At 70.9% G+C, this 24,964-nt stretch carries 21 protein-coding genes and 1 pseudogene; 12 read left to right on the top strand and 10 right to left on the bottom strand.

The annotated features are described in order from the left end of the window. Positions 1-34: 34 nt before the first annotated feature. The 5 genes and pseudogenes from QC283_RS15255 to QC283_RS15235 all read right to left on the bottom strand — a co-directional run bounded on the left by QC283_RS15255 (position 35) and on the right by QC283_RS15235 (position 5,178). Positions 35-442, bottom strand: a complete 408-nt coding sequence (locus QC283_RS15255) for a DUF742 domain-containing protein (RefSeq protein ID WP_279562049.1) — start codon at positions 440-442, stop codon at positions 35-37. Next, positions 439-951 carry a roadblock/LC7 domain-containing protein gene (locus QC283_RS15250; protein ID WP_279562048.1) on the bottom strand — a complete coding sequence of 171 codons (513 nt, stop codon included), beginning with the start codon at positions 949-951 and terminating at the stop codon, positions 439-441. Before QC283_RS15250 ends, QC283_RS15255 begins: the two co-directional genes overlap by 4 nt. Before the next feature lie 68 nt (positions 952-1,019). Beyond that, positions 1,020-2,531 (bottom strand): sensor histidine kinase, encoded by a 1,512-nt coding sequence (locus tag QC283_RS15245; protein WP_279562047.1) that lies wholly within the window; start codon positions 2,529-2,531, stop codon positions 1,020-1,022. Positions 2,532-2,558: 27 nt separating this feature from the next. Further along, a pseudogene (locus tag QC283_RS15240) lies at positions 2,559-4,462 on the bottom strand (glycoside hydrolase family 15 protein). 221 nt (positions 4,463-4,683) lie between these two features. Next, positions 4,684-5,178 carry a DUF6415 family natural product biosynthesis protein gene (locus tag QC283_RS15235; protein ID WP_279562046.1) on the bottom strand — a complete coding sequence of 165 codons (495 nt, stop codon included), beginning with the start codon at positions 5,176-5,178 and terminating at the stop codon, positions 4,684-4,686. A gap of 189 nt (positions 5,179-5,367) precedes the next feature. Between QC283_RS15235 and QC283_RS15230 the strand changes: the two genes are divergently transcribed. Further along, positions 5,368-6,756, top strand: coding sequence for a Tat pathway signal protein (locus QC283_RS15230; RefSeq protein WP_279562045.1), 1,389 nt, complete (start codon positions 5,368-5,370; stop codon positions 6,754-6,756). A gap of 75 nt (positions 6,757-6,831) precedes the next feature. Then, positions 6,832-7,317 carry an SAM-dependent methyltransferase gene (locus QC283_RS15225; RefSeq protein WP_165288155.1) on the top strand — a complete coding sequence of 162 codons (486 nt, stop codon included), beginning with the start codon at positions 6,832-6,834 and terminating at the stop codon, positions 7,315-7,317. A 123-nt stretch (positions 7,318-7,440) separates the two neighbouring features. Here the strand turns inward: QC283_RS15225 and QC283_RS15220 are convergent, their stop codons facing one another. Then, on the bottom strand, positions 7,441-7,947 hold the full coding sequence (locus QC283_RS15220) for an ATP-binding protein (RefSeq protein ID WP_279562044.1): 507 nt from the start codon (positions 7,945-7,947) through the stop codon (positions 7,441-7,443). 359 nt (positions 7,948-8,306) lie between these two features. Beyond that, positions 8,307-8,504, bottom strand: coding sequence for a hypothetical protein (locus QC283_RS15215; protein WP_279562275.1), 198 nt, complete (start codon positions 8,502-8,504; stop codon positions 8,307-8,309). A 33-nt stretch (positions 8,505-8,537) separates the two neighbouring features. Here QC283_RS15215 and QC283_RS15210 point away from each other — a divergent pair, with 33 nt between their 5' ends. Both QC283_RS15210 and QC283_RS15205 read left to right on the top strand, forming a co-directional pair. After that, positions 8,538-9,683 carry an XRE family transcriptional regulator gene (locus QC283_RS15210; RefSeq protein WP_279562265.1) on the top strand — a complete coding sequence of 382 codons (1,146 nt, stop codon included), beginning with the start codon at positions 8,538-8,540 and terminating at the stop codon, positions 9,681-9,683. A gap of 32 nt (positions 9,684-9,715) precedes the next feature. Further along, the gene (locus QC283_RS15205) at positions 9,716-10,621 is read left to right on the top strand and encodes a phosphotransferase (RefSeq protein WP_443032611.1); all 906 of its coding nucleotides are present in this window, start codon (positions 9,716-9,718) and stop codon (positions 10,619-10,621) included. 138 nt (positions 10,622-10,759) lie between these two features. On the opposite strand, the gene QC283_RS15200 is transcribed toward QC283_RS15205, so the two are convergent. Then, entirely contained in the window at positions 10,760-11,011 is a 252-nt protein-coding gene (locus QC283_RS15200; RefSeq protein ID WP_130329698.1) for a helix-turn-helix domain-containing protein, read from the bottom strand. Positions 11,012-11,598: 587 nt separating this feature from the next. On the opposite strand from QC283_RS15200, the gene panD reads away from it, so the two are divergent. From panD to QC283_RS15185, 3 genes are read left to right on the top strand one after another with little or no spacing between them, the layout of a single operon-like run. After that, entirely contained in the window at positions 11,599-12,018 is a 420-nt protein-coding gene (gene panD, locus QC283_RS15195) for an aspartate 1-decarboxylase (protein ID WP_279562042.1), read from the top strand. Between the two features lie 33 nt (positions 12,019-12,051). After that, positions 12,052-12,396, top strand: a complete 345-nt coding sequence (locus QC283_RS15190) for a GNAT family N-acetyltransferase (protein ID WP_279562041.1) — start codon at positions 12,052-12,054, stop codon at positions 12,394-12,396. Positions 12,397-12,411: 15 nt separating this feature from the next. Beyond that, positions 12,412-13,050, top strand: a complete 639-nt coding sequence (locus tag QC283_RS15185; protein ID WP_279562040.1) for an aspartate/glutamate racemase family protein — start codon at positions 12,412-12,414, stop codon at positions 13,048-13,050. A 547-nt stretch (positions 13,051-13,597) separates the two neighbouring features. Here the strand turns inward: QC283_RS15185 and gndA are convergent. Next, complete coding sequence (gene gndA, locus QC283_RS15180; protein WP_279562039.1) at positions 13,598-15,025, bottom strand: NADP-dependent phosphogluconate dehydrogenase; 1,428 nt, start codon at positions 15,023-15,025, stop codon at positions 13,598-13,600. A 309-nt stretch (positions 15,026-15,334) separates the two neighbouring features. Between gndA and QC283_RS15175 the strand changes: the two genes are divergently transcribed. Further along, the gene (locus QC283_RS15175) at positions 15,335-16,699 is read left to right on the top strand and encodes a transglycosylase family protein (RefSeq protein ID WP_279562038.1); all 1,365 of its coding nucleotides are present in this window, start codon (positions 15,335-15,337) and stop codon (positions 16,697-16,699) included. Here QC283_RS15175 and QC283_RS15170 read toward each other — a convergent pair. Next, positions 16,689-17,951: a DMT family transporter gene (locus tag QC283_RS15170; protein WP_279562037.1), complete on the bottom strand. Its 1,263-nt coding sequence runs from the start codon at positions 17,949-17,951 to the stop codon at positions 16,689-16,691. The genes QC283_RS15175 and QC283_RS15170 overlap by 11 nt on opposite strands. A 210-nt stretch (positions 17,952-18,161) precedes the next feature. Between QC283_RS15170 and QC283_RS15165 the strand changes: the two genes are divergently transcribed. The 4 genes from QC283_RS15165 (at position 18,162) to QC283_RS15150 (ending at position 24,612) form a co-directional block, all read left to right on the top strand. Continuing rightward, on the top strand, positions 18,162-18,935 hold the full coding sequence (locus QC283_RS15165; RefSeq protein ID WP_279562036.1) for a (2Fe-2S)-binding protein: 774 nt from the start codon (positions 18,162-18,164) through the stop codon (positions 18,933-18,935). Between the two features lie 315 nt (positions 18,936-19,250). Beyond that, positions 19,251-20,438: a glycogen synthase gene (glgA, locus tag QC283_RS15160; RefSeq protein WP_279562035.1), complete on the top strand. Its 1,188-nt coding sequence runs from the start codon at positions 19,251-19,253 to the stop codon at positions 20,436-20,438. Between the two features lie 78 nt (positions 20,439-20,516). Then, positions 20,517-21,737: a glucose-1-phosphate adenylyltransferase gene (glgC, locus tag QC283_RS15155; RefSeq protein WP_279562034.1), complete on the top strand. Its 1,221-nt coding sequence runs from the start codon at positions 20,517-20,519 to the stop codon at positions 21,735-21,737. 262 nt (positions 21,738-21,999) lie between these two features. Continuing rightward, a complete protein-coding gene (locus QC283_RS15150) occupies positions 22,000-24,612 on the top strand; it encodes a PA14 domain-containing protein (RefSeq protein ID WP_279562033.1) in 2,613 nt (870 codons plus the stop codon). Positions 24,613-24,964 lie beyond the last annotated feature (352 nt).

The raw sequence follows: 24,964 nt of genomic DNA, 5'->3' as shown, positions 1-24,964 counted from the left end.
CGAGTGCGGCGAACTCCGCGGCACGGCGGTCGGGTCATCCGGCCTGGGGATAGGCGACGGCATCAGGCCACTTCCTCTTCAGGCCGGCGGTAACGGCTGCCAGCAGTTGGGTAGACGGACCGGACCCTGCGCCGGTATCGGCAGAGGACTGGGTCAGGGGGACGACGAGGGCGCCGGCGTCCAGGAGGTCGGAGACGAGCACTTTGACGGCGGTCACGGGCCGGCCGAGGCGACCCGCCAGCTCGACCACCGACCGCCGGCGCTCCCGGCACAGGGCGAGGATCGCCTCGCACTCCTCGGCCTGCGCCGGGCCGGGCCTTCCCTGCCCGGCCTCCAGGACGGTTTCCAGAGCGAGCAGGTGCCGTGGCTTGGTACGCCCGCGCGTTACGGCGTAGGTCCGCACGAACGCGGACTCCTCGGCCGCGCGGCCGTACGTGGTCACCGGACCTCTCCGCCCGTGCCGACGCGGACGGGGATCAGCATGTACGGGGCGAACTTCTGGACCAGGCGCCCCATCTCGAAGCCGACGGTGCCCACGTCGGCGTCCCGGGTGGCGATGACGGCGAGGATCGTGTCCACCTCACCGCGTTCGGCCCCGGGGTGGTTGTCGAAGGCCGCGCTGCGCCCGGCGCTCTGGACGAAGAGAAGGCAGTCGTCTCGCTCGATGATGACCTGCCGGGCCGGCCTCTTCTTGTGGCTGGGGCCGGTGATGTTCGCCGCGAGGGAGGCGACCCCGCTGAAGGCGGCCGACAGTTCGTCCGCCCAGTCCTTGTCGACGTCGCTGTCCAGCAGCCGCAGTCCGTCGCGCGAGAGCAGGACGGCGTGCGTGACGCCCGGCGTCTCGGAGGCGAACTGACGCAGCAGCCAGGCCATGCTGTCCCGCTGTCCGCTTGTCGTCGCGGATGCGGGCGTGCCGTCGGTCACGTTGTTCACCGCGGGGTCAGTGCTCATGGGGATCGCTCCAGAAGGGGGAAGGGCCAGTGGGTGTACTGGGCCGCCGGGAACGCGGAAGAAGCGGGTCAGGGGGTGGGGTCTTCTGTCGAGGCGGGAGGGGGACTGGCGGTGCCGCCGGCCTGGAGGCCGCTGCGGAAGGCGGCTGCCAGCCCGGGCGTCGCCGCGGACACGGGGGCTTGCTCCCGCTCCTGTGGCGGACGGAAAGGTTCCGACCGACGCGTGCGCGTGGGAAGAGCGGGCGCGTCGGCCGAATGACCCGCCGAGGTCGATGCCCCAGCGGCGCCGGGGCGTGCGACCTGCCCCACCCCTGGGGCGGCAGGAGCCGCGGCCACCTGCTGCGGCTGCCCGGAGCCGCGCGCTTCCTCGGGCTGCGGCGCACCCGCGTCCTCGACCGATGGAATGGCTACCAGGAGCCGTGCCGGTATGACGACCAGGGCGGTGGTGCCTCCCGTCGCGTTCTCCTGCAGGAGGACGGACAACCCGTGTGACTGGGCGATCTTCGCGGCGACCAGCAGGCCGAGCTGTCCAGCCCGGACCTGGCCGCTGACGTCGACCTCGTCCGGGGCTTTGAGCAGGTGGTTCATCTGTGCCCGCGTCTGCGGGTGCATGGGGATGGCGCGGTCCTCGACCTCGATGGCCAGCCCGTGTGGCACCCGCTGCGCGCGCACCATCACCCGCGTCTCTGGATCCGAGCACTCGCAGGCGTTCTCGATCAGCTCGGCCAGCAGGTGCGTCAGGTCCGGCCCCACATGGCCGGGCAACCCCAGCTCGGCGCCCACGGATCCGGCCGCGACGGCCACCCGCGGATACTGCACAACCTCGGAGACAGCGCCACGCAGGGCCGTCGTGACGGGAACGGGCCGGCGCACGCTGCGCAGGGACTGTCCGCCCAGGACCGCCGTGCTCTCGACCTGGCGGCGCATCCGCGTCACGAGGTGATCGATCTCGAAGATCTTGGCCAGCAGTTCCGGGTCGTCGGTCAGCATCTCCAGCTGGCTCAGTGCCTGGAGTGCCTTGCTGACCAGGGCGTGCTCGCGCATGGCCAGGCGGCGAAGCACTTCCAGGAGGACCACGGACTGGGACTCGTCGTGCACGCGGATCAGCGACATGATGGCCTGCGCCTGGAGGGCACTCAGCGCGTTGTCGATCCCGGCGTTCGCAGTGGGCGACTGCGCGGTGTGCGGGTCCGGCAACGCTGGACGTTTTCCGCGGCACAGCTCGTCCGCCGACCACTGCACCGACTTCTCAACGGCTGCCGCTGCCCCTGTGACCGTTGTCAGCGCTGCTGACTGGGACTCCTCCACTGCCGACTGCACGGCACTGGCGACGGTGCGTGTTCCGTGTGCCGCCACCGCGACGATCGCCGCCAGTCCGCAGACCAGGCCGGCCAGGACCCAGCCGGGGCCTACGACGGACCCCGACCGGAGAGCGAAGGCGGCGAGCAGCAGCGCGGCTAGGAGTGCCAGGGGCAGTGCCACGGCGCGACGGGCGAGGTACAGCGTGTCCGCGTCGACCGGGGGCCGCCGTCTGCGGTGGCCGGTCGCGGCCGGCCGTGCCGTCAAGGCGCTGTCAGGCATGGGAATCCTCGTCAGGGGGTGGGGTGGCTATGCGTGCTGCGGCGTCAGGTCTGCGGTGGGCTGGCGCGTGCTGCGGGAGGTTGAGCGGGGTGCTGGAACCGCGAGCGCGGCGTGGCGGGAGGAGGACTGCGTCGCCATCTGTGGAAGGAGCAGGGCGCTTTGGATCAGGCCCATGTGGCTGAACGCCTGCGGGAAGTTGCCGAGCTGGCGCTGCTGGACGGGGTCGTACTCCTCCGCCAGGAGCCCGAGGTCGTTGCGCAGAGCCAGGAGGCGTTCGAACAAGGCACGGGCCTCGTCGGGGCGGCCGGTCAGGGCGAGGCCGTCGACGAGCCAGAAGTTGCACAGGAAGAAGGCGCCCTCGTCGCCGGTCAAGCCGTCCACGCCGACGTCCTCACCGCAGGTCGGGTACCGGTACACGAGCCCGTCTTCCGTGGAGAGTTCACGACGGACCGCATCCACGGTGCCGATGACGCGCGGGTCGTCGGGCGGCAGAAAGCCGGTGCGGGGGATGAGCAGCGTGGCAGCGTCCAGCTCCTGCGAGCCGTAGGACTGCGTGAAGGTGTTGCGCACCGGGTCGAAGCCCTTGTCACAGACCTCCCGGTGGATCGTCGCCCGCAGCTCGACCAGCGGGGCCACGTCCAGGTCGAGCGCGCCGGCCTCGGCCAGGCGGATGGTGCGGTCGACCGCCACCCATGCCATCACCTTGGAATGGACGAAGTGCCGGCGGGCCCCGCGGATCTCCCAGATGCCCTCGTCGGGCTCCCGCCAGCGCTGGACCAGGTGCTCGATGAGCTGCTGGTGCAGGACCGCGGTGTCGGCGCAGTGGGCGACTCCGCTTTGGTGCGCGAGGTACAGGGTGTCGATGACCTCGCCGTACACGTCGAGCTGCAGCTGGTTCGCCGCCCCGTTCCCGACCCGGACCGGAGCCGATCCCTCGTACCCGGGAAGCCAGGGAAGCTCCCGCTCCCGCAGGTCACGCTCCCCGGTGATCCCGTACATGATCTGCAGGTTCTCCGGGTCCCCGGCCACAGCGCGCAGCAGCCACCGCCGCCATGCCTGTGCCTCCTGCCGGTATCCGGTCCCCAGCAGCGCGGCAAGCGTCGTGGCGGCGTCGCGCAGCCAGGTGAAGCGGTAGTCCCAGTTCCGGTTGCCGCCGATCTCCTCGGGCAGCGACGTGGTCGGCGCCGCGACGATTCCGCCGCTCGGCCCGTAGGTCATGGCCTTCAGCGTGATCGAGGACCGGATCACGGCCTCGCGATAGGGCCCGTCGTAGGTGCACTCCTGCGTCCAGTCCTGCCAGAAGGCGAGCGTCTCGGTGAGCGCGGCCTCCGGATCAAGAACGTCGGGCGCGGCGGCGTGGGACGGGCACCAGCTGAGCACGAACGTCACGCTCTGCCCGGCCCCGATGACGAAGGCGCCGACGACCACGCCGTCCTTCTCCACCTGCGGAACGCAGGTGTCGAGCCACAGAGCGTCCGCGCCGGCCTCCGCGACCATGCGCCCACCGACCTCGTGGATCCACGGGCTGACGCTGCCGTACCCCGGCCGAGGACGCATGGCCGAGACCATCTCCACTTCGCCGCTCAGGCCCTCGACGATCCGGATCACCTGCGGGGTGCCGTCGCGCGGCGGCATGAAGTCCAGGACGCGGACCGAACCCGCCGGGGTGCGCCACACCGATCCGAGGACGAGCGAATCACCGCGGTACTGGCGCTCAGCGACCTTCTCTCTGAGCCGCTCCGGCCTGCGGACGAGGCCGGTGCGATCTGCCAGGAGCCGTGCTCCTGCGTACCCAGGAGCCCGGCGAAGACAGCTGGCGAGTCGAAGCGGGGCAGGCACAGCCAGTCGATCGAACCGTCGTCGCAGACGTGGGCGCTGGTCTGCGTGTCGCCGATCAGGTCGTACTGCTCGATGCGCGGAAGGCGTTTCATCGTGTAGATCTCCGTTGAGCCCCGCGAACGGGGTGGGCTTCAGAGCCGTCAGGGGCGGCCGGTGAACTGTCGGTGAGGCGGGGCATCGCCGGGGCGGTGACTCGATCTGCGCAGGTGAGGTCTCCTCGCCGACTTGCGGGGACTGGTGGCGCGGTCACCGCGGAGAACCAGCCACGCTGTGGGACCGAGGATCAGGGCGATCAGAACCGCTCCGGTGACGGTCATGCCCGCGGTACGGAGGCAGCCAGGACGAGGCAGGCGAGTGCGAGGGCGAAGACCGCGCCACGCAGGATGTTGATTCGAGGCGTCCACCGACGCCGTCCTTGCTGCTGCTTCGCACGGCTGCTGCCGCAGGTCTCCACTGTTGCGGCGAGCTCCTGGGTCGCCTTGGCGAGTTGGACCAGGTACACCCTGCTGTGCACATAGCCGTCGGGGACCCCCGCCGAGCCGAGTTGCTGGGCGTGGCGCAGAACCGGTGTCTCCTTCGGCACCATGACGCCGAGTCGGTTGATGTGACCCCGCAGACGCCTCGCGAGGTCTTCCACGTCAGCAGCGGTCTCCGGCAGCGGTGATTCCTCGTCCAGCACGAGCGCCACCGTCTCCGCCGTGGCCACCGCTTGATCGCGTCGCCGGACCGGCTCGTCAGTGACGCGAACCTTCCTGCTGGGCGCGACGCGCTGACCGTCCGCCTGCCGTGGAGCCAGCGAAAGACGCATGTCACAACTCCTGTTTAAATCAAGCCAAGTTGACTGAGATTCACCGTGCGGCGGCGTCGGTTGTCGTGCAAAGTGAGTGATCTGGTGGCTACGTTGAGCGAACCGTGAATCGCCGCCGAGGGGTATGCCTGCGCGACTCCCGGGGCCGTCAAAGGCGTCAAAGATCATTTCGGAACCGAGGAACAGCCCATGGCCCGTGCGCGAAACGAAGCCCTCGTCGCACTTCTGCGTGAAGTTGGCTGGTCCCAGCCACAAGCAGCTGCAGCGGTTGCCCGGGTGGCCGCGGAGAGCGGGGTGCGTGAGCTGGAGGCGATCTCCCGCTCGCACATCGCCATGTGGGTGCAGGGCACACAACCGAGCGGCCAGGCACCTCATATCCTGCGCGAGACGCTCTCCCGTAGGCTCGGCCGCCACCTCACCCTGGCCGACCTCGGGCTGGAAGGTGAAGCCATAGGCCAAACCGACAGCGGTTCCGACTGGAGCGTCGACCCTCTGACCGTGCTGGCCGAGCTGGGAAGCGACGACCTCGATATGCACCGACGTAAGCTGTTGGCGACCGCCGCGTACTCGGCCGCCGGCCTCGCCTTGCCCACCGCCTCGTGGTGGGCAGATGCCCCCGCCGCGGCGGCGAAGCGGCCGGCGGTCTCCCCGCGACCGGTGACTCAGGCGGACATCGACGATGTCCGGGGCCTGACGACTTTCTACTCCGCGCGAGACCAGCAGCGCGGCGGAGCCTCCGGTCGCTCGGCCCTGGCTGGCCACCTTCGCGACGAAGCGGTGCCCCTGCTCGGCAGCAGGTTTCGCACGGAACAGCTCCGCCGCGACATGTACTCGGCCGTGGCGGAGATGACCTACCTCGCCGGCTGGATGGCCTTCGACGCCTCCGAACACCGCACCGCCCAGCGCTACCTCACCCTTGCCGCCCGCATCGCGGCCGAAGCGGGCGACGGACCGCTCGGTGGCCACATCCTGCGCGCCCTCGCCCACCAAGCCGTGGACCTCGGACATCCGCGTAGGGCACTCGCCCTGGCTGACGCCTCCATGTCCCGCGACCGCTACGGCCAGGCGAGCCCTCGGGAGAAGGCCCTGCTCGCGATCGTCCACGCACGAGCCCTGGCGGCCGACGGTGACCGCCCCGCAACCCTCGCGGCCATCAGCCGCGCGGAGCGGGACCTCGCTCGAGCCGACAACAACGAGGCGCCGGGCCGCATGGGCTTCTTCCAGGAAGCCTCCCTTGCCCACGAGACAGCCTGTGCCCTGCGCGATCTGGGCCAGCCGCTCGACGCGGAGATCCATTTCAAGCACAGCGTCGCAACCCGACGCCGCCAGCAGTACGCCCGCACCCACAGCGTGACCCTCGGCTACCTCGGCGCCGTACAAGTGCAGCAGGGCCACGTCGACGAGGCGTGCGCGACCTGGAGCCGGGCTCTGGACGCCATGACCGGAGTGCAGTCCGGACGGGCCCGGGACGTCATCGTCCGCATGCGGAGCGACCTGTCTCCCGTGCGCGGCCGCGGCGGCCGTCACATCGCGGAGCTCGACCGCCGCGCCCGGGAGACGCTGCGAGCCATAAGCTGACACCCGATCATGTCGGCGTCCCGCTGCGGGACGTCCGGCCGTGCCGGCAGTCAGAGGGATGGAGAGGGAAGAACGGTGCCCAGCTACGAGGTCAGCTCGATCGCCACGGTCGTCGGAGGCCACACCCAGGTCCTGGACGACTACCAGGGCGGCGTCCGCTCGATCATCCGGTTCAACGACGAGTACCCGCTGGAGACCCTTCAGGGGATCGAGGAGTTCTCGCACCTCACCGTGGTTTGGCGTTTCCACCGGGCGCGCCCCGAGGACGTGCAGCTGCACGCCCGCAGCCCGCGCGGCGACGCCCGATGGCCGGCGACCGGCACCTTCGTGCACCGCAACCACCGCCGCCCCAACCAGCTCGCGATCAGCTTCCCGCGCCTGCTCGACGTCGACGGCCGGGACCTTCACGTCACCGATCTCGACGCGGTCGACGGCACCCCCGTCCTGGACCTCGCCCCGTACTTCCAGCAGATGGGCCCGCGAGGGCCGATCCGCCAGCCGGCCTGGCCTGGTGAGATGCTCGCCCCGACCTACTGGAGCGACGCCAGCGAGCGCCCGTAGTCGTGTGGAGAGCAGCAGGGCACCCTTCAGGCGGCCACTCGGCTCGTCGAGTACGCACGGCATGAAGACTCCTGGTGTCACAGGAAGTCGGCAGGTTCGGAGGTTTTTCGACGACATGGGTTGTCACGCCGATCGGGGGAGGAGCCCAGCGAACTCCGGACAACGGAAGACGGCCCACACGTCCTTGCCGGTGACCCCTTGGGCGTTTTCTCGCGGCGCTGCCGTCCAGTAGTCGGCCACCGCGTTGACGAGCTCCAGGCCGCGACCACAAGTGGCATGCGGGACAGGCCGAACGGCCGCCACGGGCGCCTCGTTGGAGTTGTCAGTGACCAGAACACCCAGCGCTCTGCCCGGCTTGAGGGCCAGCGCGATACCGACGTGCTCGCTGTCGTCCGCCGGCCGGGTCCGGCCGTGCAGCACCGCGTTGGTGACCAGCTCGCTGACAGCCAGTACCACCCCGTCGGTGAAGTCCCCCGCCTCGGGGAAGCGCCAGCCGACGAGCTGCTGCCGGACGAAGGACCGCGCGTCGCGAACCGACGCCGGCGTGCTCTCGACCTCGATTGCCGCACGCTCGATTCCCTGACCATCGGCCAGCTCCGTCAGGACCGTGTGGTACGCCGAGGACGTCATCGATCCACCTCCCTGTGGGTCACGAACGCTGCGCCTTCCCGCCGCAAGGTGCGGCGGGAGACGACGGCGAACTCAGGCCCGGCGACCGGGCGTTCCACGCCATCGTCCGGCGAGCGGTTCGTCGGGCTTCTGGGAGCAGCAAGGTTCGCCCCACCGGTATCGACGGACAACAGTCACCACTTGCCGATCAGTCACTTCTTGCTTGCAGGTGACTGATCCGGTCGCCAGGCCGTCGAATCAGTCACTGATCCCGCGGATGGGGGAGTGCCTCACCGATACGCTGCCGGGAGTAGGAGCAGGGCGAGTTGGAGGAGGGGGCCTTGGACTACAAGCCGCACCGTCCGTCCTGTGCGCAGCGGTTACGCGAGGACGCCGCCGACCGTGGAGAGTCGGTCCAGGAAACCGCCCATCGGATCCACGCCCACTGCGGTGTGACGCTGCTCCGCGCGCATCGCCTGGCGCGGGGGCTGACCCTGCAGGAGGCCGCTGACGGGCTCAGCACTCTCGGAGCGCGGTACGAAGCAGCACCCCGGGCGGACGGTGATCAACTGGGTCACTGGGAAAAGGGTCGGCAGCCCCGCCCGGTCACCGTGGACCTGTTGTGCGAGTTCTACGCGAGCACGGCCCAGGACCTGGGGCTGCGCGGAAGCAGCCAGTCCTCCTCGCCAGACGAGCCTCTGGCTGAGGAGAGGGCGCCGGCACGGAGATCCCAGCAGGCACTCACCCCCGCGGTCGCCCCACGACGCGCGGCGGACACGGTTCCCCTCTCCTTCGAGCAGCAGATCGACGCCGCCCGGCGGTCGGTCGACCGCACTCTTGCGGTGGGCACGGTGACGCCCACGCAGCTGGACCTGCTCGACGAGCAGCTGCTGTGGGCGCGCGAACAGTACGTCTACACGCCGCCCGCGCCGATGATCGAGATTCTGCTGGGCCACCTGTTTGAGGTCGAGGACCTGGCCGCCCACCGTCAGCCGGCCGCCGTACAGGTCCGGCTCTCCGAACTCACAGCGATGATCGCCACACTGATCGCCGACGCCCTGATGAAACTCGGGCACCTCCGCAGGGCGCAATCCTGGTACGCCACCGCCCGTAACGCGGCCGACGACAGCGGTAACACCGAGCTGCGCGCCCGCGTCCGGGCACAGGCCGCCATGCTCCCCTACTACTACGGCCCGATCGAGGCCGCAGTCGCCCTGTCCAAAGAGGCACGGATCCTCTGCCGCAACCGGCCCACGCCCACCGCCGCCTTCGCCTCGGCTGCCGAGGCACGGGCTTTGGCGAAGCTTGGCCACGCGGAGGGAGCGGAAGCCGCCCTTCGGCAGGCCACCGAGATCTTCGAGCGAGGCCACGCCAGAGCGGATACGGGCAACGACGCCTTCGCCTTCCCCGAGCGGCGCTTCCTCCTCTACATGAGCGGCACCCTCACCGCCCTCCGGCGGACCGCCGAAGCCCGACGCGTCCAGGAGAGCGCGCTCGCCCTGTACCCGGATAAGACCGGCATCGACCCGGCCCTCCTCCACTTCGAGACAGCCCTCTGCCTCGCCCACGAACACAGCACCGAGGAAGCATGCCAACTGGCGGCCGCCACGTTCCTGCGGACGGATCCGGCGCATCGGACCCCTATCGTCGAGGAGCGGGCGCGGGAGGTAGTGGAAGTCCTGCCGCCGCGCGTTCGAGGCAGCCGTGCGGCGCGGGAACTGCGCGAAATTGTCGCGCTTCCTCCCGGCCAGATGTGACACTCGGCCATGTGTCCGCGAGCCTGGAACGCATGAGAGAGATGGCGCCGGCCCCCGGCGGGTACGACGAGGCCGAGATGCACCGGATCCTGGAACGGGCGTGCGCTGCCGCCGGCCTCGACAGCCGCGGTTCCCGCCTCCTCCGCGGCCACACCAACGCGGTTGTCCTGCTGGAGAAGGAACAAGTCGTCGCAAAGATCGCCCGCAAGGGCTCCCGGGTCGAAGACGTGACCCGCAAGGTCGAGTTCGTCAGGCGGCTCATGGCCGCGGGCTTCCCCACCGTTCCGCTCCACCCCGTTGACCAGCCCGTCCTCGTCGACGGCCACGCGGTCACCTTCTGGACCTACCTGCCCCAGCCCGAGCAGCCCGTAGAGGCCCAGCAACTGGCCCAGCCCCTCCGCAAGCTCCACAACTTGCCCCTGCCACCGCTTTGCTTCCCCGAGCACGACAACGTCGGGGCCATCCGACGCTCACTGTCCGCCATAACATGCCTGACGCCTGACTCCCTCCGATTCATGGAAGCGCAGACGGACCGCCTCGCAGCCGAGCTCCGAGACATCCGTTTCCCCCTGGCCCGAGGGCTGATCCAAGGCGATCCCCAGCACCGGAACGCCCTCCACGCCCCGGACGGCGGGGCGGTCCTGTGCGACTGGGATACGGTCGCCTACGGCCAGCCCGAATGGGACCTGGTCACGATCGAGGTGCACTGCCGCCGCTTCGGTTTCGGCCAGCACCATTACCGTTGCTTCGCCGACTCCTATGGCTGGGACGTCACCGCTTGGCCGGGCTACCCGGTACTTGCTGGACTGCGCGAACTACGCATGATCACGACCAACGCCCGAAAGGTTCGCCACGCGCCAGCGAGCCTTGCTGAGGTGCACAGGCGGGTGGAAGCACTGCGGAAAGGCGATCGGGCGTTCCGGTGGAACATCCTCTGACGGGGCTGTCCGAACTGCGGCGCGGCCTCCTTGCTGCCCGGTCCTCGATCGCGGCCAAGAGGTTGTCTGTCGGTGATCTTGATGCAGCCGCTGTGTCGACGACTGCTGTGTGTCTGGCCGGCAAGAAACTGCCCGCTTCTAATGGATCTTCTGCTGCTCCAGCCATTTGAAGACCTCGGCCCTCTTGTACAGGACCTTGGCGTTCCTGCCTCGGCCGAGCTTGTAGCCCTTCAAGCCCAGTTTCGATGCCTCCCTATAGACCCAGCTCGTGGACATATTGAGCATCGCAGCGACCTCATAGGTGTCCATAAGGACGGGCTCAACGCTACGGCGCCTGCGCGACGAGTCGATATCGGTGCGGGTCTCGTCGGGGTGCGACTGCGGTCCCACGGGCAAGATGACTCCTTGAGGCTGGCCTGAGCCTGTTCGCGGCAGCGGCTCGCGCTCTGCTCTGGTCGGATTTCATACGTCTTTGACGCCCGCCCTGTGCCACCGCCAGGAGTCACCGGACGAGCCACAGCCATGGTCGTGAGAATCGCCGGTTTGGCTAACCGGCGATCAGGCGCTATGTTGCCGCGCTGCTTCGGCCACTCAGATTCATGGGGCTGTCGGCGCCTCCTCCTCTGAGACGGGATACGAGGGGCCTGGGCCGGCTGACCCATGGCGGCGCGTGGTCCGACTTCCGGTCGAGCGCCTTCGCTCCTGACTGCCGTCCAGACCGTCCGCGTGACGGTGATCACGGACGTCCTTCGAGGGGCGCTGCGTAGGCTTGGGCCGTCGCCACGGCGGGGTCCGCGAGAGTGGGCGAAGCCCTCCTCCAGTCACCTGACGGGGTGTCAGGAAAGTCAGCAAGTGGTCAGCATGAGTCCTGAAAAACCTGGGGACAGCTGCCCGAACATGCGACTCGTTGTAGGGTGTTGAAACAGCCCTTGACCTGCAAAAACGCAGGCAGGGAGCCTACTTGTGGGAGTGCCCCGATGTTGCGTACAATGTTCAAGTCCAAGATCCACCGTGCCACCGTCACCCAGGCCGACCTGCACTACGTCGGCTCGGTGACCATCGACGCCGATCTGCTCGACGCCGCCGATCTGCTGCCCGGCGAGCTCGTGCACATCGTGGACATCACCAACGGTGCCAGGCTGGAGACGTACGTCATCGAGGGCGAGCGGGGTTCCGGCGTGATCGGGATCAACGGGGCCGCGGCGCATCTCGTCCACCCCGGCGACCTGGTGATCCTCATCAGCTACGCCCAGGTCACCGACGCCGAGGCGCGGTCGCTGAAGCCGCGGGTCGTGCATGTGGACGGTGACAACCGTATCGTCGCCCTGGGTGCCGACGCGTCCGAGCCGGTGCCGGGCTCGGACCAGGAGCGCAGCCCGCAGGCCGTGTCGGCCTGACGCACTGACCCTGCGCGGACGAGGAGCGTGGCCGTGAGCGACATCGAGATCCGGGACGAGCGAGCGGCGGGCCGTCTGGAGGCCCTCGCAGGCGGTGAGGCCGTCGGGCGTATCGAGTACTTCGTGCTGGACGCCCCCGAGCGCGCCCTCGTCCCCGTGCACACCGTCGTCGATCCGGCCCACGAGGGGCAGGGCATCGCGGGTTCGCTGGCGCGTGAGCTGTATGCCGTCGCGCGGCGCGAGGGTGTCGCCGTCGCGCCCCTGTGTTCGTACGTCGTGAAGTGGGCCGAGCGTCACCCGGACGAGGCGCCCGCGGCCGGTCCCGAGCTGCTGCGTGCGGCGCGGGAGTGGCTCGTGGCGCATCCCGGCCGTTTCTGATCCGAGGGGGTACACGTGCTGGCGTTGCTGCACACCTCGCCTGTTCACGTCCCGGTCTTCGATGCCCTGCGTGACGAGGCGCATCCCGGGCTGAAACTGCGGCATCACGTCGACGCCGAGCTGCTGGACCGGGCGCGGCGCGAGGGGCCGGAGGCGGTGACGGAGGATGTCCGGACTCTGCTGCGGCAGGCCGTCGCCGAGGGCGCGCGGGCCGTGCTGTGCACCTGTTCGACCATCGGCGCTGTCGCTGAGGCGGCTGCCGACGGAGCCGGGGTGCCGGTGCTGCGGGTCGACCGGCCGATGGCCGCCGCCGCGGTGGCCGCCGGGCCGCGCGTCGTCGTCCTCGCCGCCCTGGAGAGCACGCTCACGCCGACGGTGGCCCTGATCGGGGAGGAAGCTCGGCGGGCCGGCCGCTCCGTCGAGATTCGTACCCTTCTGGTCGACGGTGCCTGGCCGCGGTTCGAGGCCGGCGACACCGAGGGCTACCTGCGGCTGGTGGCCGAGGCGGCCGACGCCGTCACCCATGCCGACGCGATCGTCCTGGCGCAGGCCTCCATGGCGCCGGCCCGGGAGTCGATCAGGGCCGCGGTCCCGGTACTGGCCAGCCCGGCGCCCGGACTGGCCGCCGGGGCGGCAGCAGCGCGCCTCGGGTAGTCGCCCGCGTCGCCCGTGCTGCCCGCGTCGCCCGTGCTGCCAGGCACGGTGGGCCATCTGGGCCCGGACGTTCCCGCGGAGGGGTGAGTGGGGATGCGGCCGTCGGGTAGGCGGGGGACAAGTCCAGAGCCGATGTCGACCGACTGGCCGGAGGACAGCGCCATGACGAACCCGTACCCGGATCCCGTCCCGCCCGGACCGACTCCGGGGCCCGCCCCAGGGCCGGACCCGGAGCCGCACCCGGTGCCGCCCCCCGGGCCCGCGCCCACACCCTCTCCGCCGCCCGGACCCGGCCCGGAACCGACGCCTCCGTCTCCGCCCCCGGGCCCCGGGCCCGAACCCACACCTCAGCCTCCGGGACCGGGCCCCCAGCCGGCTCCGCCCCCTCCGGGCCCCGGCCCGCAGCCGACCCCGCCGCCCCCGCACCCGGGTCCCCCCGAGCCCTCCCCGTCGCCGATCCCGCCGGGGCCGGAGCCGGTGCCCGACCCGGAACCGGGGCCGCCACTCACCTGAGCCATCGCTCCCACCCGTCACCCGCCACGTACGACTACGCGGTGACCTCGGAGCGGTCCCCGCCCCACAGCGTGTGGAACGCGCCGTCCCGGTCGGTCCGCCGGTACGTATGCGCCCCGAAGAAGTCCCGCTGCCCCTGCGTCAGCGCGGCCGGCAGCCGCTCCGCGCGCAGGGCGTCGTAGTAGGCGAGGGCCGCGGCGAAGCCGGGTGTCGGCACCCCCTGCCGGGTCGCGGCGACGAGGACCTCGCGCCAGTCGTCCTGGGCGTCGGCGATCTCCTGCGCGAACGTCTCGTCCGACAGCAGACTCGGCAGGTCCGGCCGGGCGTCGTACGCGGCGCGGATGCGGTCGAGGAAGGCGGCGCGGATGATGCAGCCGCCGCGCCACAGCGCGGAGACCGCGCCCAGGTCGATGTCCCAGCCGTACTCCTCGCTGCCCGCCGCGATCTCGTGGAAGCCCTGCGTGTACGACACGATCTTCGACGCGTACAGCGCCTGCTCCACCCGGTCGGCGAAGGCACCCGCCTCCGCCTCGCCCAGCGGGGACGCCTTCGGACCCGCCAGGCCGCGCGAGGCATCCCGCAGGGCCGCGTGCCCGGACAGTGAGCGGGCGAAGACCGCCTCCGCGATGCCGGACACCGGGACGCCCAGGTCCAGTGCGATCTGCACCGTCCAGCGGCCCGTGCCCTTCTGCTCCGCCTGGTCGACCACCACGTCCACGAACGGCTTGCCCGTCGCCCCGTCCACGTGCGACAGCACCTCCGCCGTGATCTCGATCAGGTACGAGTCCAGGCGCCCGGTGTTCCACGTACGGAAGATGTCCGCGATCTGTGCGGGGGAGTACCCGGCGACATCGCGCAGCAGCTGGTACGCCTCGCCGATCAGCTGCATGTCGGCGTACTCGATGCCGTTGTGCACCATCTTCACGAAGTGCCCGGCGCCGTCGGGACCGACGTGCGTCACGCAGGGCGTGCCGTCCGCCGCCTTCGCGGAGATCTTCTCCAGCATGGGGCCGAGCGATTCGTACGACTCCTTCGAGCCGCCCGGCATGATGCTCGGGCCGTTGAGCGCGCCCTCCTCGCCGCCCGAGATGCCGGTGCCGACGAAGTGGATGCCCTGCTCACGCAGTTCGCGTTCCCGGCGCCGGGTGTCCGCGAAGTGGGCGTTGCCGCCGTCGATGATCATGTCACCGGGCTCCAGCAGCGGGGCGAACTCCTGGATCACCGCGTCGGTCGGGTCGCCGGCCTTCACCATGATCACCAGGCGCCGCGGCCGCTCCAGCGCCGCCACGAATTCCTTGGCGGTCTCGGTCGCGACGAATTCGCCCTCGCTCCCGAACTCCTCCACCAGCGCGTGGGTGCGCGACGCGGTCCGGTTGTGCACCGCGACCGTGTAGCCGTTGCGGGCGAGGTTGCGGCCCATGACCGCGAGACCCGTGACGCCGATCTGCGCTGTAGTGCTCATTGGGTTGGCTCCTAGTGACCTTGGTGTCTGTGGTGCCCTGTGTCTGTGGTGCCGGTCGTGCCCGCCAGTATCGCCGGTTTCGCCGCTCGACCATCCTGACGTGCCGATACGGCGGTCGCACTTCCTGGTCCGGCGGACTCCAGTACGCACGGGAGAGGCCCGCTGCCTCAGTGCGCGAACGCCGCATCCGGCCAACGGGTATCCCTTCTTGGCCACTTGGCGTGACCAACCGGCCGATTGCCGTCTTGTCATGGCCTGTTAGCAGCGCTTACTTTTGCCCCTCCTGACGCAATGTCGAGGGGGATATCCATGGCCGTACGCGGTCGGCACCGCCGGTATCAGCCGAACAGGATCAACCGAGCCTCACTGACCGTCACCGCGGGCGGTGCGGGACTGGCGCTCCCGCTCATCGGTACCGGCACGGTGCACGCGGCCGACGTGGAGACCTGGGACAAGGTCGCGGCCTGCGAGTCCACCAACGACTGGGACATCAACACAGGCAACGGCTACTACGGCGGGTTGCAGTTCACCCAGTCCACCTGGGAGGCGTTCGGCGGCACCGAGTACGCCCCGCGGGCGGATCTGGCCACCAAGGACCAGCAGATCGCCGTCGCCGAGAAGGTACTCGACGGGCAGGGCCCCGGCGCCTGGCCGGTGTGCTCGGAGCGGGCCGGGCTGACCCGGGGCGGTGACACGCCCGACATCCGGCCGGCCGGGGACGCCGGCACCGGGAAGGACGCGCGGAAGACGGCCGGGGAGCCCGCCGAGAAGCCCGCCAAGAAGGCCGTCGAGAAGTCCGCCGAGAAGGCCGACTCGGTGAAGGACGTCCAGCCCCAGACCACGCCGCAGTCCCGGGTCGGCAAGGGCAAGATGTACACGGTGATCACCGGGGACACCCTCTCCGGCATCGCGGACACCCGGCAGGTCCGGGGCGGCTGGCAGGGACTGTACGAGGCCAACCGCGACGCGATCGGAACGGACCCCGACCTGATCATGCCGGGCCAGCGCCTGGCACTGCGCGGCGAGGGGGCCGCCGCGGCGCCCCGCCCCGAGTCGAAAACGGCCGAGAAGCCCAGGACGTCCTCGAAGCCCAAGGCGAAGGCGAAGGAGGCCGAGCAGGCACCCGCCAAGCCGCGGCAGCAGCAGCCGAGGAAGTCGTCGCCATCCGACAGCGGCAAGGACAGGGCGGAGAAGGCGGAGAAGGCGGAGAAGGCGGAGAAGTCCGCCAAGACGGAGAAGGCCGCCAAGACGGAGAAGGCCGCCGACCGCCAAAGCGTCGTCGCCCCCGTCGATTCGCCCACCGGCACGCCGTACCACCAGGCGGGCTCCTCCTGGTCCAAGGGCTACCACACAGGCGTCGACTTCCCCGTCGCCACCGGCACCTCGGTCAAGTCGGTCGCGGCCGGCAAGGTCGTCAGCGCGGGCTGGGCCGGCTCCTACGGTTATCAGGTGATCGTCCGGCACGGTGACGGCCGCTACTCGCAGTACGCCCATCTCTCGGCGATCTCCGTGAAGGACGGTCAGTCCGTGGGCGCCGGCCAGCGCATCGGCCGCTCGGGCTCCACCGGCAACAGCACGGGCCCGCATCTGCACTTCGAGGTGCGGACAGGGCCCGGCTTCGGTTCCGACGTCGACCCGGTGGCGTATCTGCGGGCCGGCGGAGTCAGGATCTGATCCGCTCCCGGCGTCGGCCGAGGACGGGCGGCGGGACGAACGGACCACCGTAGAAGGGACCGTAGGAGAGCGCGCCGACGGAGAGTTGCGTGTCGCTGCTCTCCGTCCGCTCCCGGGTCTCATACGGCTCCTCGTCGGGGACCGTGTCCGGGAGGGGCGGGGACGCCGGGGAGGGCAGGAAGACCTTGTCGGCCGGCGGGGTGACCCGCTGCTCGCGCCCCTCCCGCACCAGCCCGTCCTCGACCGACGCCGAATCCGGCCCGGCCGTCCCCGCCGCGATCCCGCTCGCTTCGGCCGCCGCCGCTGCGATCGCCCTCGCTTCGGCCCCCGCCGTTCCGATCGCCCTCGCTTCGGCCCCCGCCGCTTCGGCCGCCGGCGGATAGGCCTGCGGACCGACGGGCGCCACGGCTCCCTCCGCGGCCTCCCGCGCGATGCGTTCCGTCGTCAGCAGGATGAGCCCGCCCGCGGCCACCACACCGCAGCTCAGGGCGAGCGCGGTGCCGGTCGTGCCGTAGCGGAAGGTCTCGCCGAACATCGTGATGCCGACCACGGCGGCCACCACCGGGTTCACCACCGTGAGCGTGGCCAGCGGGGCGGCGAGGCCGGCGCCCCGGTAGGAGGCCTGTGACAGCAGCATGCCGGCCGTGGCGAGCACGCCGATCACGGCCAGGGACGGCAGGTCGGCGGTCGACACGCCCCCGGACCAGTCCACCGCGACCGTCTTGGTGAAGACGGAGGACATGCCGAAGGCTATGCCGGACGCGGTTGCCAGCAGGATGCTGCGCACCGCCGGGTGCCGGTGCACGGCCCGGCCGGCGATCATGAGCGCCACGACCACACCACCGGTGACGACGGCCGCCCCTACCCGCTGCCCCGAGTCCAGCGACTGCGCGTCGGAAGCGCCGACCAGGGACAGCAGACCCGCGAGACCGACGGTCGCCATGAGCGCGCCCCGCCAGGCCGTCGCGCCGGCCCTGCGGCCCACGAACAGCGCGGCCATGGGCAGCGCGAACACGATGGTGAGCGCGCCCAGCGGCTGCACCAGGCTCAGCGGACCGAGGGCGAGGGCCACGACGTGCAGCAGGCCACCGAGGCCGTTGAGTCCGACCGCCGCCCACCAGCCGGGCCGGCGCAGCGGAGCGTACTGAGCACCCGGGGAGGACGCCGCGACCTGCTCCTGCACGATCGCTCCGCCCGCGTACGCCACGGCGGAGACGAGCGACAGCAGCACGGAAAACGCGAGGGCGCTCATCGGCTGCTCCTCTGCGTGAGGCGGGGGCGCTGGGCCCGGCGCGGCGAACGGTCGTCTTCCATGGACAACACGATGCCTTCTCAGGGTCTTCCCGTCGTCGTCCCTGAGCACTCATTGGGTCCTACTGCCGATGGAGTACGAGGGCGGCGCCGTCCTCCCCAGGGTGGGCGACTTCAGTACCGGGCCCCCGACCTCGTGCCCCTAAGGGCCTTGATATTACTGCTCTCCGTGGACCTCGACCCCGGCCTTGCCGCGCTCCGCCCGCTGGGCGCCTTCTCCATCCTGCACGCGTCGCCGCACACGTCGCGGTTGCCGCCCCGGGAGCTACCCACCCTCGCACAGGCGTACACCCAGGGATACGGAGACGCGACGCCGGACGTTCACGCACAGGAGCGCGAGGACCCGCTCGCCTTCCGCGTTCAGAAGGTCGCCGCCGCGCTGCGCGCACCCGAGGCCCGCATCGCCGCCTCCGTGGCCCACCAGGGGCTCGCGGCCCGTCTGTGGTCGGTGACGCTGGGGTGCGCCGCACTCTACGGCGGCGTCCCCGACCTCGCCCCGCCCCTGCTGCGCTGGGACCCCGACGCCACCGCACCCGACGACCTGTGGCTGGCCGAGGTGCGCGCCCTGCCGGGTGACGCCGCCACGATCGCGGAGGTCGTGCTCCAAGGCCACCTGGTACCCCTGACAGCGGCCCTGCGCGCCCGCCACCGCGTCGCGACCGGCCTGTTGTGGGGGAACGCGGCCTCCGCGCTCGCCGGAGCCGGCCGCGAACTGGACGGCTGGGCCCGCCGCCACGGCCGTACGGTCATCGCCGATCGTGCCCGCTCCCTGACCTCCGGTCTGCTCGCCCACCCCCTGCTCGCGGACACCGGCACCCTCACCGGTACGGCCTTCCGTCGCCGCAGCTGCTGCCTGTACTACCGGGTGCCCGGCGCAGGGGTCTGCGGCGACTGCTGCTTCTCCCGGCCACCGGGGTTTGCCTGACCGTCGGGTCCTGCCTGACCGTCGGGTGCTGCTCAGCGGTCGCCGGGGTCTGCCTGACCGTCGGGTGCTTCTCCCGGTCGCCGGGGTCTGCCTGACCGTCGGATCCTGCTCAGCCGTCGCCGGGGTCTGCCTGACCGCCGGGTCCTGCTCAGCCGTCGCCGGGGTCTGCCCGGCCGCCGGGGTTCGCGCAGCCACCGGGGTCCACCCGGCCGGCGGGGGCTTCCGCTCCCCGGTCTCCACAGCCCCGGCACTCTTCCCCAGGCGCCTCGTCTGAGTGACCATGAGGGGACCAGCCGCCGAGACGGGAGGTTCCGGGTGCGTGTGGGACTGCTGACCCGGGAGTATCCGCCGGACGTGTACGGCGGAGCGGGGGTCCATGTCGAGTTCCTCGCCCGGGAGCTCGCCCGCCTCGTCGACCTCGACGTGCACTGCTGGGGCGAGGGCCGCGCCGACGGCGTGCTGCGGCACCGCTCCTGGTCCGCACTCGACGGCGCCAACGACGCGCTGCGCACCTTCTCCGTGGACCTCGCCATGACCGCCGCCCTCCAAGGACGCGAACTGGTCCACTCCCACACCTGGTACACGGGCCTCGGCGGCCACCTCGCCAAGCTCCTGTACGGCATCCCGCACGTCGTGACCGCCCACTCGCTGGAGCCCCTGCGCCCCTGGAAGGCCGAGCAGCTGGGCGGCGGTTACGCCCTCTCCAGCTGGGCCGAGCGCACCGCGGTCGAGTCCGCCGACGCGGTGATAGCCGTGTCCGGCGCCATGCGCGACGACATCCTCGGCTGCTACCCGGCGCTGGACGCCTCCCGGGTCCACGTCGTGCACAACGGCATCGACACCACCCTCTACCGGCCCGACCCCGCCGCCGACGCCCTGGACCGGATCGGCCTGGACCGCTCCCGCCCGTACGTCCTGTTCGTCGGCCGCATCACCCGCCAGAAGGGCGTGCCGCACCTGCTGCGCGCGGCACGGGACATCGATCCGGCCGCGCAGGTCGTGCTGTGCGCCGGAGCCCCGGACACCCCCGAGATCGACCAGGAGTTCCGCGACCTCTTCGCCGAGCTGAGCCGTACCCGCGAGGGCGTGTACTGGATCCCGCGCATGCTGCCGCGCCCGGAGGTGATCCAGCTGCTGACGCACGCCGCGGTCTTCGTCTGTCCTTCCGTTTACGAGCCCCTCGGCATCGTCAACCTGGAGGCGATGGCCTGCGGCACGCCCGTGGTCGCCTCCCGGATCGGCGGCATCCCCGAGGTCGTGGCGGACGGCGAGACGGGGGTCCTCGTCCCCAGGGACGACGGTGGCGACGACAACGGGAACGGCGACCGGGACGACGACTTCGAGGCGGGCCTCGCCCGGGCACTGGACTCCGTCCTCGGCGACCCGGAGACCGCCCGGCGGATGGGTGAGGCGGGCCGGGAGCGCGCGGTGGACGAGTTCGGCTGGGACGCGGTCGCCCGCCGCACGGTCGGGCTCTACGAGGAGATCCTCAAGCAGGCGTAGTACGAGGAGATCCTCCAGCAGGCTTAGGCCGCCCCGCCCGGGGGCAGCCGGGGGTGAACGAGGGTGAGGGGAGCGGCCATGCGTCGTGGAGGTCCTTCGGTGCTCGGGATCGTGCTGGCGGGCGGAGAGGGCAAGCGTCTGATGCCCCTGACCGCGGACCGCGCGAAACCCGCGGTCACCTTCGGCGGCACCTACCGGCTGGTCGACTTCGTGCTGTCCAACCTGGTCAACGGCGACATCCTGCGGATCTGCGTCCTCACCCAGTACAAGTCGCACTCCCTGGACCGGCACATCACCACCACCTGGCGGATGTCCAGCCTGCTGGGCAACTACGTCACCCCCGTCCCCGCCCAGCAGCGTCTGGGCCCGCGCTGGTACCTGGGCAGCGCCGACGCGATCCTGCAGTCCCTGAACCTGGTGCACGACGAACAGCCCGAGTACGTCGCGGTCTTCGGCGCCGACCACGTGTACCGGATGGACCCGCGCCAGATGCTCGCCCAGCACATCGAGTCCGGCGCGGGCGTGACCGTGGCCGGGATACGGGTCCCGCGCGCCCAGTCGCCCTCCTTCGGCGTGATCACCCCGGGTTCCGACGGCCGGGCCGTCACCGGCTTCCTGGAGAAGCCGGCCGATCCTCCCGGACTGCCCGACGACCCCGCGTGCGTCTTCGCCTCGATGGGCAACTACGTCTTCACCACCAAGGCCCTCGTGGAAGCCCTGTACCGGGACGCCGAGGACGAGAACTCGGTGCACGACATGGGCGGTTCGATCCTGCCCCGGCTCACCGACCGGGGCGAGGCGGCGCTGTACGACTTCAGCGACAACCACGTGCCGGGGGAGACCACCGGGGACCAGGGCTACTGGCGGGACGTCGGCACCCTCGACGCCTACTACGACGCCCACATGGACCTGATCGCCGAGCGGCCCGCGTTCAACCTCTACAACCGGGACTGGCCGGTCTACACCCACTCCGGTCAGCTCTCGCCCGCCCGCTTCAACGCCGGCGGCATCGCCGGCGAGTCGATCATCAGCGCGGGCTGTCTGATCCGCGGGCAGGTCACCCGGTCCGTGCTCTCGCCGGGCGTGGTGGTCGACCCGGGAGCGGTCGTGCAGGGCTCGGTGCTGCACGACAACGTGCACGTCGGCCGGGGTGCGGTCGTGCGCGGGGCGGTGCTGGACAAGAACGTGGACGTGCCGCCGGGCGCGACGATCGGCGTCAACCCGGAGCGGGACGCCGAGTTGTACACCGTCTCCAAGGGAGGCGTGATCGCGCTCGGCAAGGGGCAGCGGGTGCTGTGACGGGGTGGGCGGCGTGGCGGGGCGGGTAGGCGGCCGGCCGAGGGTGCGTGCGGTACCCGCGGTGTCCGCGATACCCCCGGTGCCCGCGACAGCCGAGAGGCGTCCGGGGTTGTTGTCATGTCCCTGGACGTCAAGTGGAATCCGTGTTGTCATGCCACTGCACATCCGTTGTTACATCGATGTATGTCATGCGCGAAAACGCATGACATCGATGTCCGAACCCTGAGCCATCAGCCACCACCCGTTCTCGAGGAGAGGGTCAGTGCGCACCAAACGACTCAGAGACCGACTGGCGTTACTGCTCGCCGCCGCCCTCGGCGTCGCCGGCCTCGCCGCCGTGCCGAACGCGAGCGCGGCCGACGACGACGCCGCGGAGATCCACGGCCTGAAGGGCGAGTACTACACCCAGTCCGCCCCCGGAGCCTTCGACTTCCACGAACTCAAGGCCACCGGCTTCGACCCGCAGCTCGACTTCGACACCCTGGAGCCGCGGCTGAACTTCGCCACCGGGCAGTCGGACGACGTCAGCGTCCGCTGGACCGGCAAACTGGTGCCGGAGAAGACCGGCGCCCACACCTTCTCGGTCATCGGCGACAACGGCTTCCGCCTCTGGATCGGCGGACAGCTCGCCATCGACCACTGGGTCGACGACTGGGACCGCGAGCAGACCGCCCAGCCCGTGGAACTGACTACCGGTCAGTCCTACGACATCAAGCTGGAGTACTTCGAGCACTACGGGGGCTCCAACCTCCACCTGCGCTGGACCGAGCCCGGCGGCAGCAAGGAGCCCGTCCCGCAGTCGGCGTTCCGCCTGCCCGACGGCTTCGACTACGACGGCGCGACGGCGACCACCGTCCAGGCCACCGGCCGCACCCTCAAGCTCGACTTCCCGCGCCCGCTCGCCGCGCCCCCGGCCGGCCTCGACGACCACCTCGAAGCGGTGATCGGCGGCGCCAAGTGGCCCCTGGGCGAGGCGAAGGTCGACCCCGCCGACCCCACCGCCCTCCTCGTCGCCCTCGACCAGCCCGTCGTCGGCAACAAGGACGGCGACGCCCCCGGCACCGCCGACGTCCGCTACGACGGGGAAGGCGGCCTCGCCGACGCCGAGGGCAACGTTGTCAAGGCCTTCTGGAGCAGCGGCGGCAACCACTCGACATACGAGCTGCGCACCGACTGGGCCGACGAGGTGGGCCCGGACAACGCCCTCCCGGAGTACCCGCGACCGCAGCTGACCCGTGACGCCTGGCGCAACCTCAACGGCCGCTGGCAGTTCGCCGCCGCCGAGGCCGGTGAGCAGCCGCCGGTCGGCAAGAACCTGAAGGAGCGCATCCTCGTCCCGTACCCGGTGGAGTCCCAGCTCTCCGGCATCCAGCGGCACGAGGACCGCATGTGGTACCGCCGCACCTTCACGGTCCCGGCGAACTGGCACATCGGCCACGGCCAGCGGCTGAAGCTCAACTTCGGCGCCGTCGACTGGCAGTCCGAGGTGTACGTCAACGGCACCAGGGTCGCCGAGCACAAGGGCGGCTACGACAAGTTCAGCGCCGACGTCACCGACGCGCTGAAGCCGGGCCGCACCCAGGAGCTGATCGTCGGCGTCTACGACCCGACCGACGCGCGGGGCGGCGAGAACCCGCCGGTCGGCAAGCAGAGCCTGGACCCGAGCGGCATCTGGTACACGCCCAGCTCCGGCATCTGGCAGACGGTCTGGATGGAGCCGGTCGCCCGGGACCACGTGGACTCCCTGAAGCTGACCCCGGACGTCGACGCGGGCACCCTGACCGTTGAGCCGAAGGGCGTGCGCGACGGCGTACGGATCAGGGCGACGGCGTACGAGGGGCACCGCAGGGTCGCCACGGTGAGCGGACGCACCGGCGAGCCGCTGACCCTGAAGATCCACGACCCTCGCCTGTGGTCACCCGACGACCCGTTCCTGTACGACCTCGAGGTGACCGTCGGACGGGACCACGTCGAGAGCTACTTCGGGATGCGCTCCATCGCCGTCGAGAAGGTGAACGGCGTGCCGCGCACGATCCTCAACGGCGAACCGGTCTTCATGATGGCCACCCTCGACCAGGGCTTCTGGCCGGACGGCCTGCACACCGCCCCGACCGACGAGGCCCTCGCGTACGACCTGAAGCTGCACAAGAAGCTCGGCTTCAACTCCGTGCGCAAGCACATCAAGGTCGAGCCCGACCGCTGGTTCTACTGGGCCGACAAGCTGGGTCTGATGGTGTGGCAGGACATGCCCTCCATGACCCCGGGGGTGAACCCGAACGCCGCCTCCCGGGCCGAGTTCGAGCGTGAGATGAAGGAGATGATCGACGAACACGTCAGCCACCCGTCGATCATCATGTGGGTCACCTTCAACGAGGGCTGGGGGCAGTACGACATCAAGCGCGTCGCCGAGCAGGCCAAGGCCTGGGACCCGACCCGCCTCGTCAACAACCAGTCGGGCCTGAACCTCGGGGCCGACGGAGGCGCCGGCGACCTCATGGACGAGCACGGCTACCCGAGCCCCGCCCTGCCGCCCTCGCCGGACGGCGAACGCGCCCTGGTCACCGGCGAGTACGGCGGCCTCGGTCTCGCGGTGCCCGGACACGCCTGGTCCGTGCAGCAGTCGTACGTCGACGTCGACCCCCAGACGTACACCGACGACTACCTCACCAAGCTCGACGAGGTGCGCGCCCTGGTCTGCCGGGGCAGCAACGGTGCCGTCTACACCCAGATCTCGGACGTCGAGGGCGAGCTGAACGGCCTGACGACCTACGACCGCAAGGTCCTCAAGCCGGACGTCGAGCGGGTGAAGGCTGCCCACGAGGCCCTGATCCACGACGCGTCCCAGCCCACTCCCGCGGGGTGTCCGACCGTCTGACGTCCGAGTGCGCGCCCGCGCCTGACGTCCGCGTGCGCGCCCGCATCTGACGTCCGCGTGCGCGCCCGTACCTGTACACCCGGCGCCCGCGCCCGCGCGTGGCCGGGGTGGTGACAGCGTCCGCCGCTGCTCACCGCCCCGGCCGGCCGTACGGCCGGCCGGGACCTCACCGACGGGTGAACCGTTCCCAGCCGGTGCGCCGGACCCGGTCCCGACTCAGCGGGACACGGTCGGCCCGCAGCCGTCCGGGTGGGGAACCACCGCACGGGCGGCACCGCCACCGCTGACGTGAGCACAGGCGCCCCATGAGTCCCTGGAGTCCCACCCCTCTCGCAGCAGCGGGACTTTAATC

The sequence above is a fragment of the Streptomyces sp. DH41 genome (assembly GCF_029813785.1).
Taxonomy (GTDB): domain Bacteria; phylum Actinomycetota; class Actinomycetes; order Streptomycetales; family Streptomycetaceae; genus Streptomyces.
Note: the sequence above shows the minus strand (reverse complement) of the source record. Positions and strands in the feature narration are given on the sequence as shown.

What these genes read in the sequence shown, in the direction of transcription:
- QC283_RS15250 (WP_279562048.1), bottom strand. Translation starts at nt 951, where the DNA reads ATGAGCACTGACCCCGCGGTGAACAACGTGACCGACGGCACGCCCGCA.
- QC283_RS15245 (WP_279562047.1), bottom strand. Translation starts at nt 2,531, where the DNA reads ATGCCTGACAGCGCCTTGACGGCACGGCCGGCCGCGACCGGCCACCGC.
- QC283_RS15235 (WP_279562046.1), bottom strand. Translation starts at nt 5,178, where the DNA reads ATGCGTCTTTCGCTGGCTCCACGGCAGGCGGACGGTCAGCGCGTCGCG.
- QC283_RS15230 (WP_279562045.1), top strand. Translation starts at nt 5,368, where the DNA reads ATGGCCCGTGCGCGAAACGAAGCCCTCGTCGCACTTCTGCGTGAAGTT.
- QC283_RS15220 (WP_279562044.1), bottom strand. Translation starts at nt 7,947, where the DNA reads ATGACGTCCTCGGCGTACCACACGGTCCTGACGGAGCTGGCCGATGGT.
- QC283_RS15205 (WP_443032611.1), top strand. Translation starts at nt 9,716, where the DNA reads ATGAGAGAGATGGCGCCGGCCCCCGGCGGGTACGACGAGGCCGAGATG.
- panD (WP_279562042.1), top strand. Translation starts at nt 11,599, where the DNA reads ATGTTGCGTACAATGTTCAAGTCCAAGATCCACCGTGCCACCGTCACC.
- gndA (WP_279562039.1), bottom strand. Translation starts at nt 15,025, where the DNA reads ATGAGCACTACAGCGCAGATCGGCGTCACGGGTCTCGCGGTCATGGGC.
- QC283_RS15175 (WP_279562038.1), top strand. Translation starts at nt 15,335, where the DNA reads ATGGCCGTACGCGGTCGGCACCGCCGGTATCAGCCGAACAGGATCAAC.
- QC283_RS15170 (WP_279562037.1), bottom strand. Translation starts at nt 17,951, where the DNA reads ATGAGCGCCCTCGCGTTTTCCGTGCTGCTGTCGCTCGTCTCCGCCGTG.
- glgC (WP_279562034.1), top strand. Translation starts at nt 20,517, where the DNA reads ATGCGTCGTGGAGGTCCTTCGGTGCTCGGGATCGTGCTGGCGGGCGGA.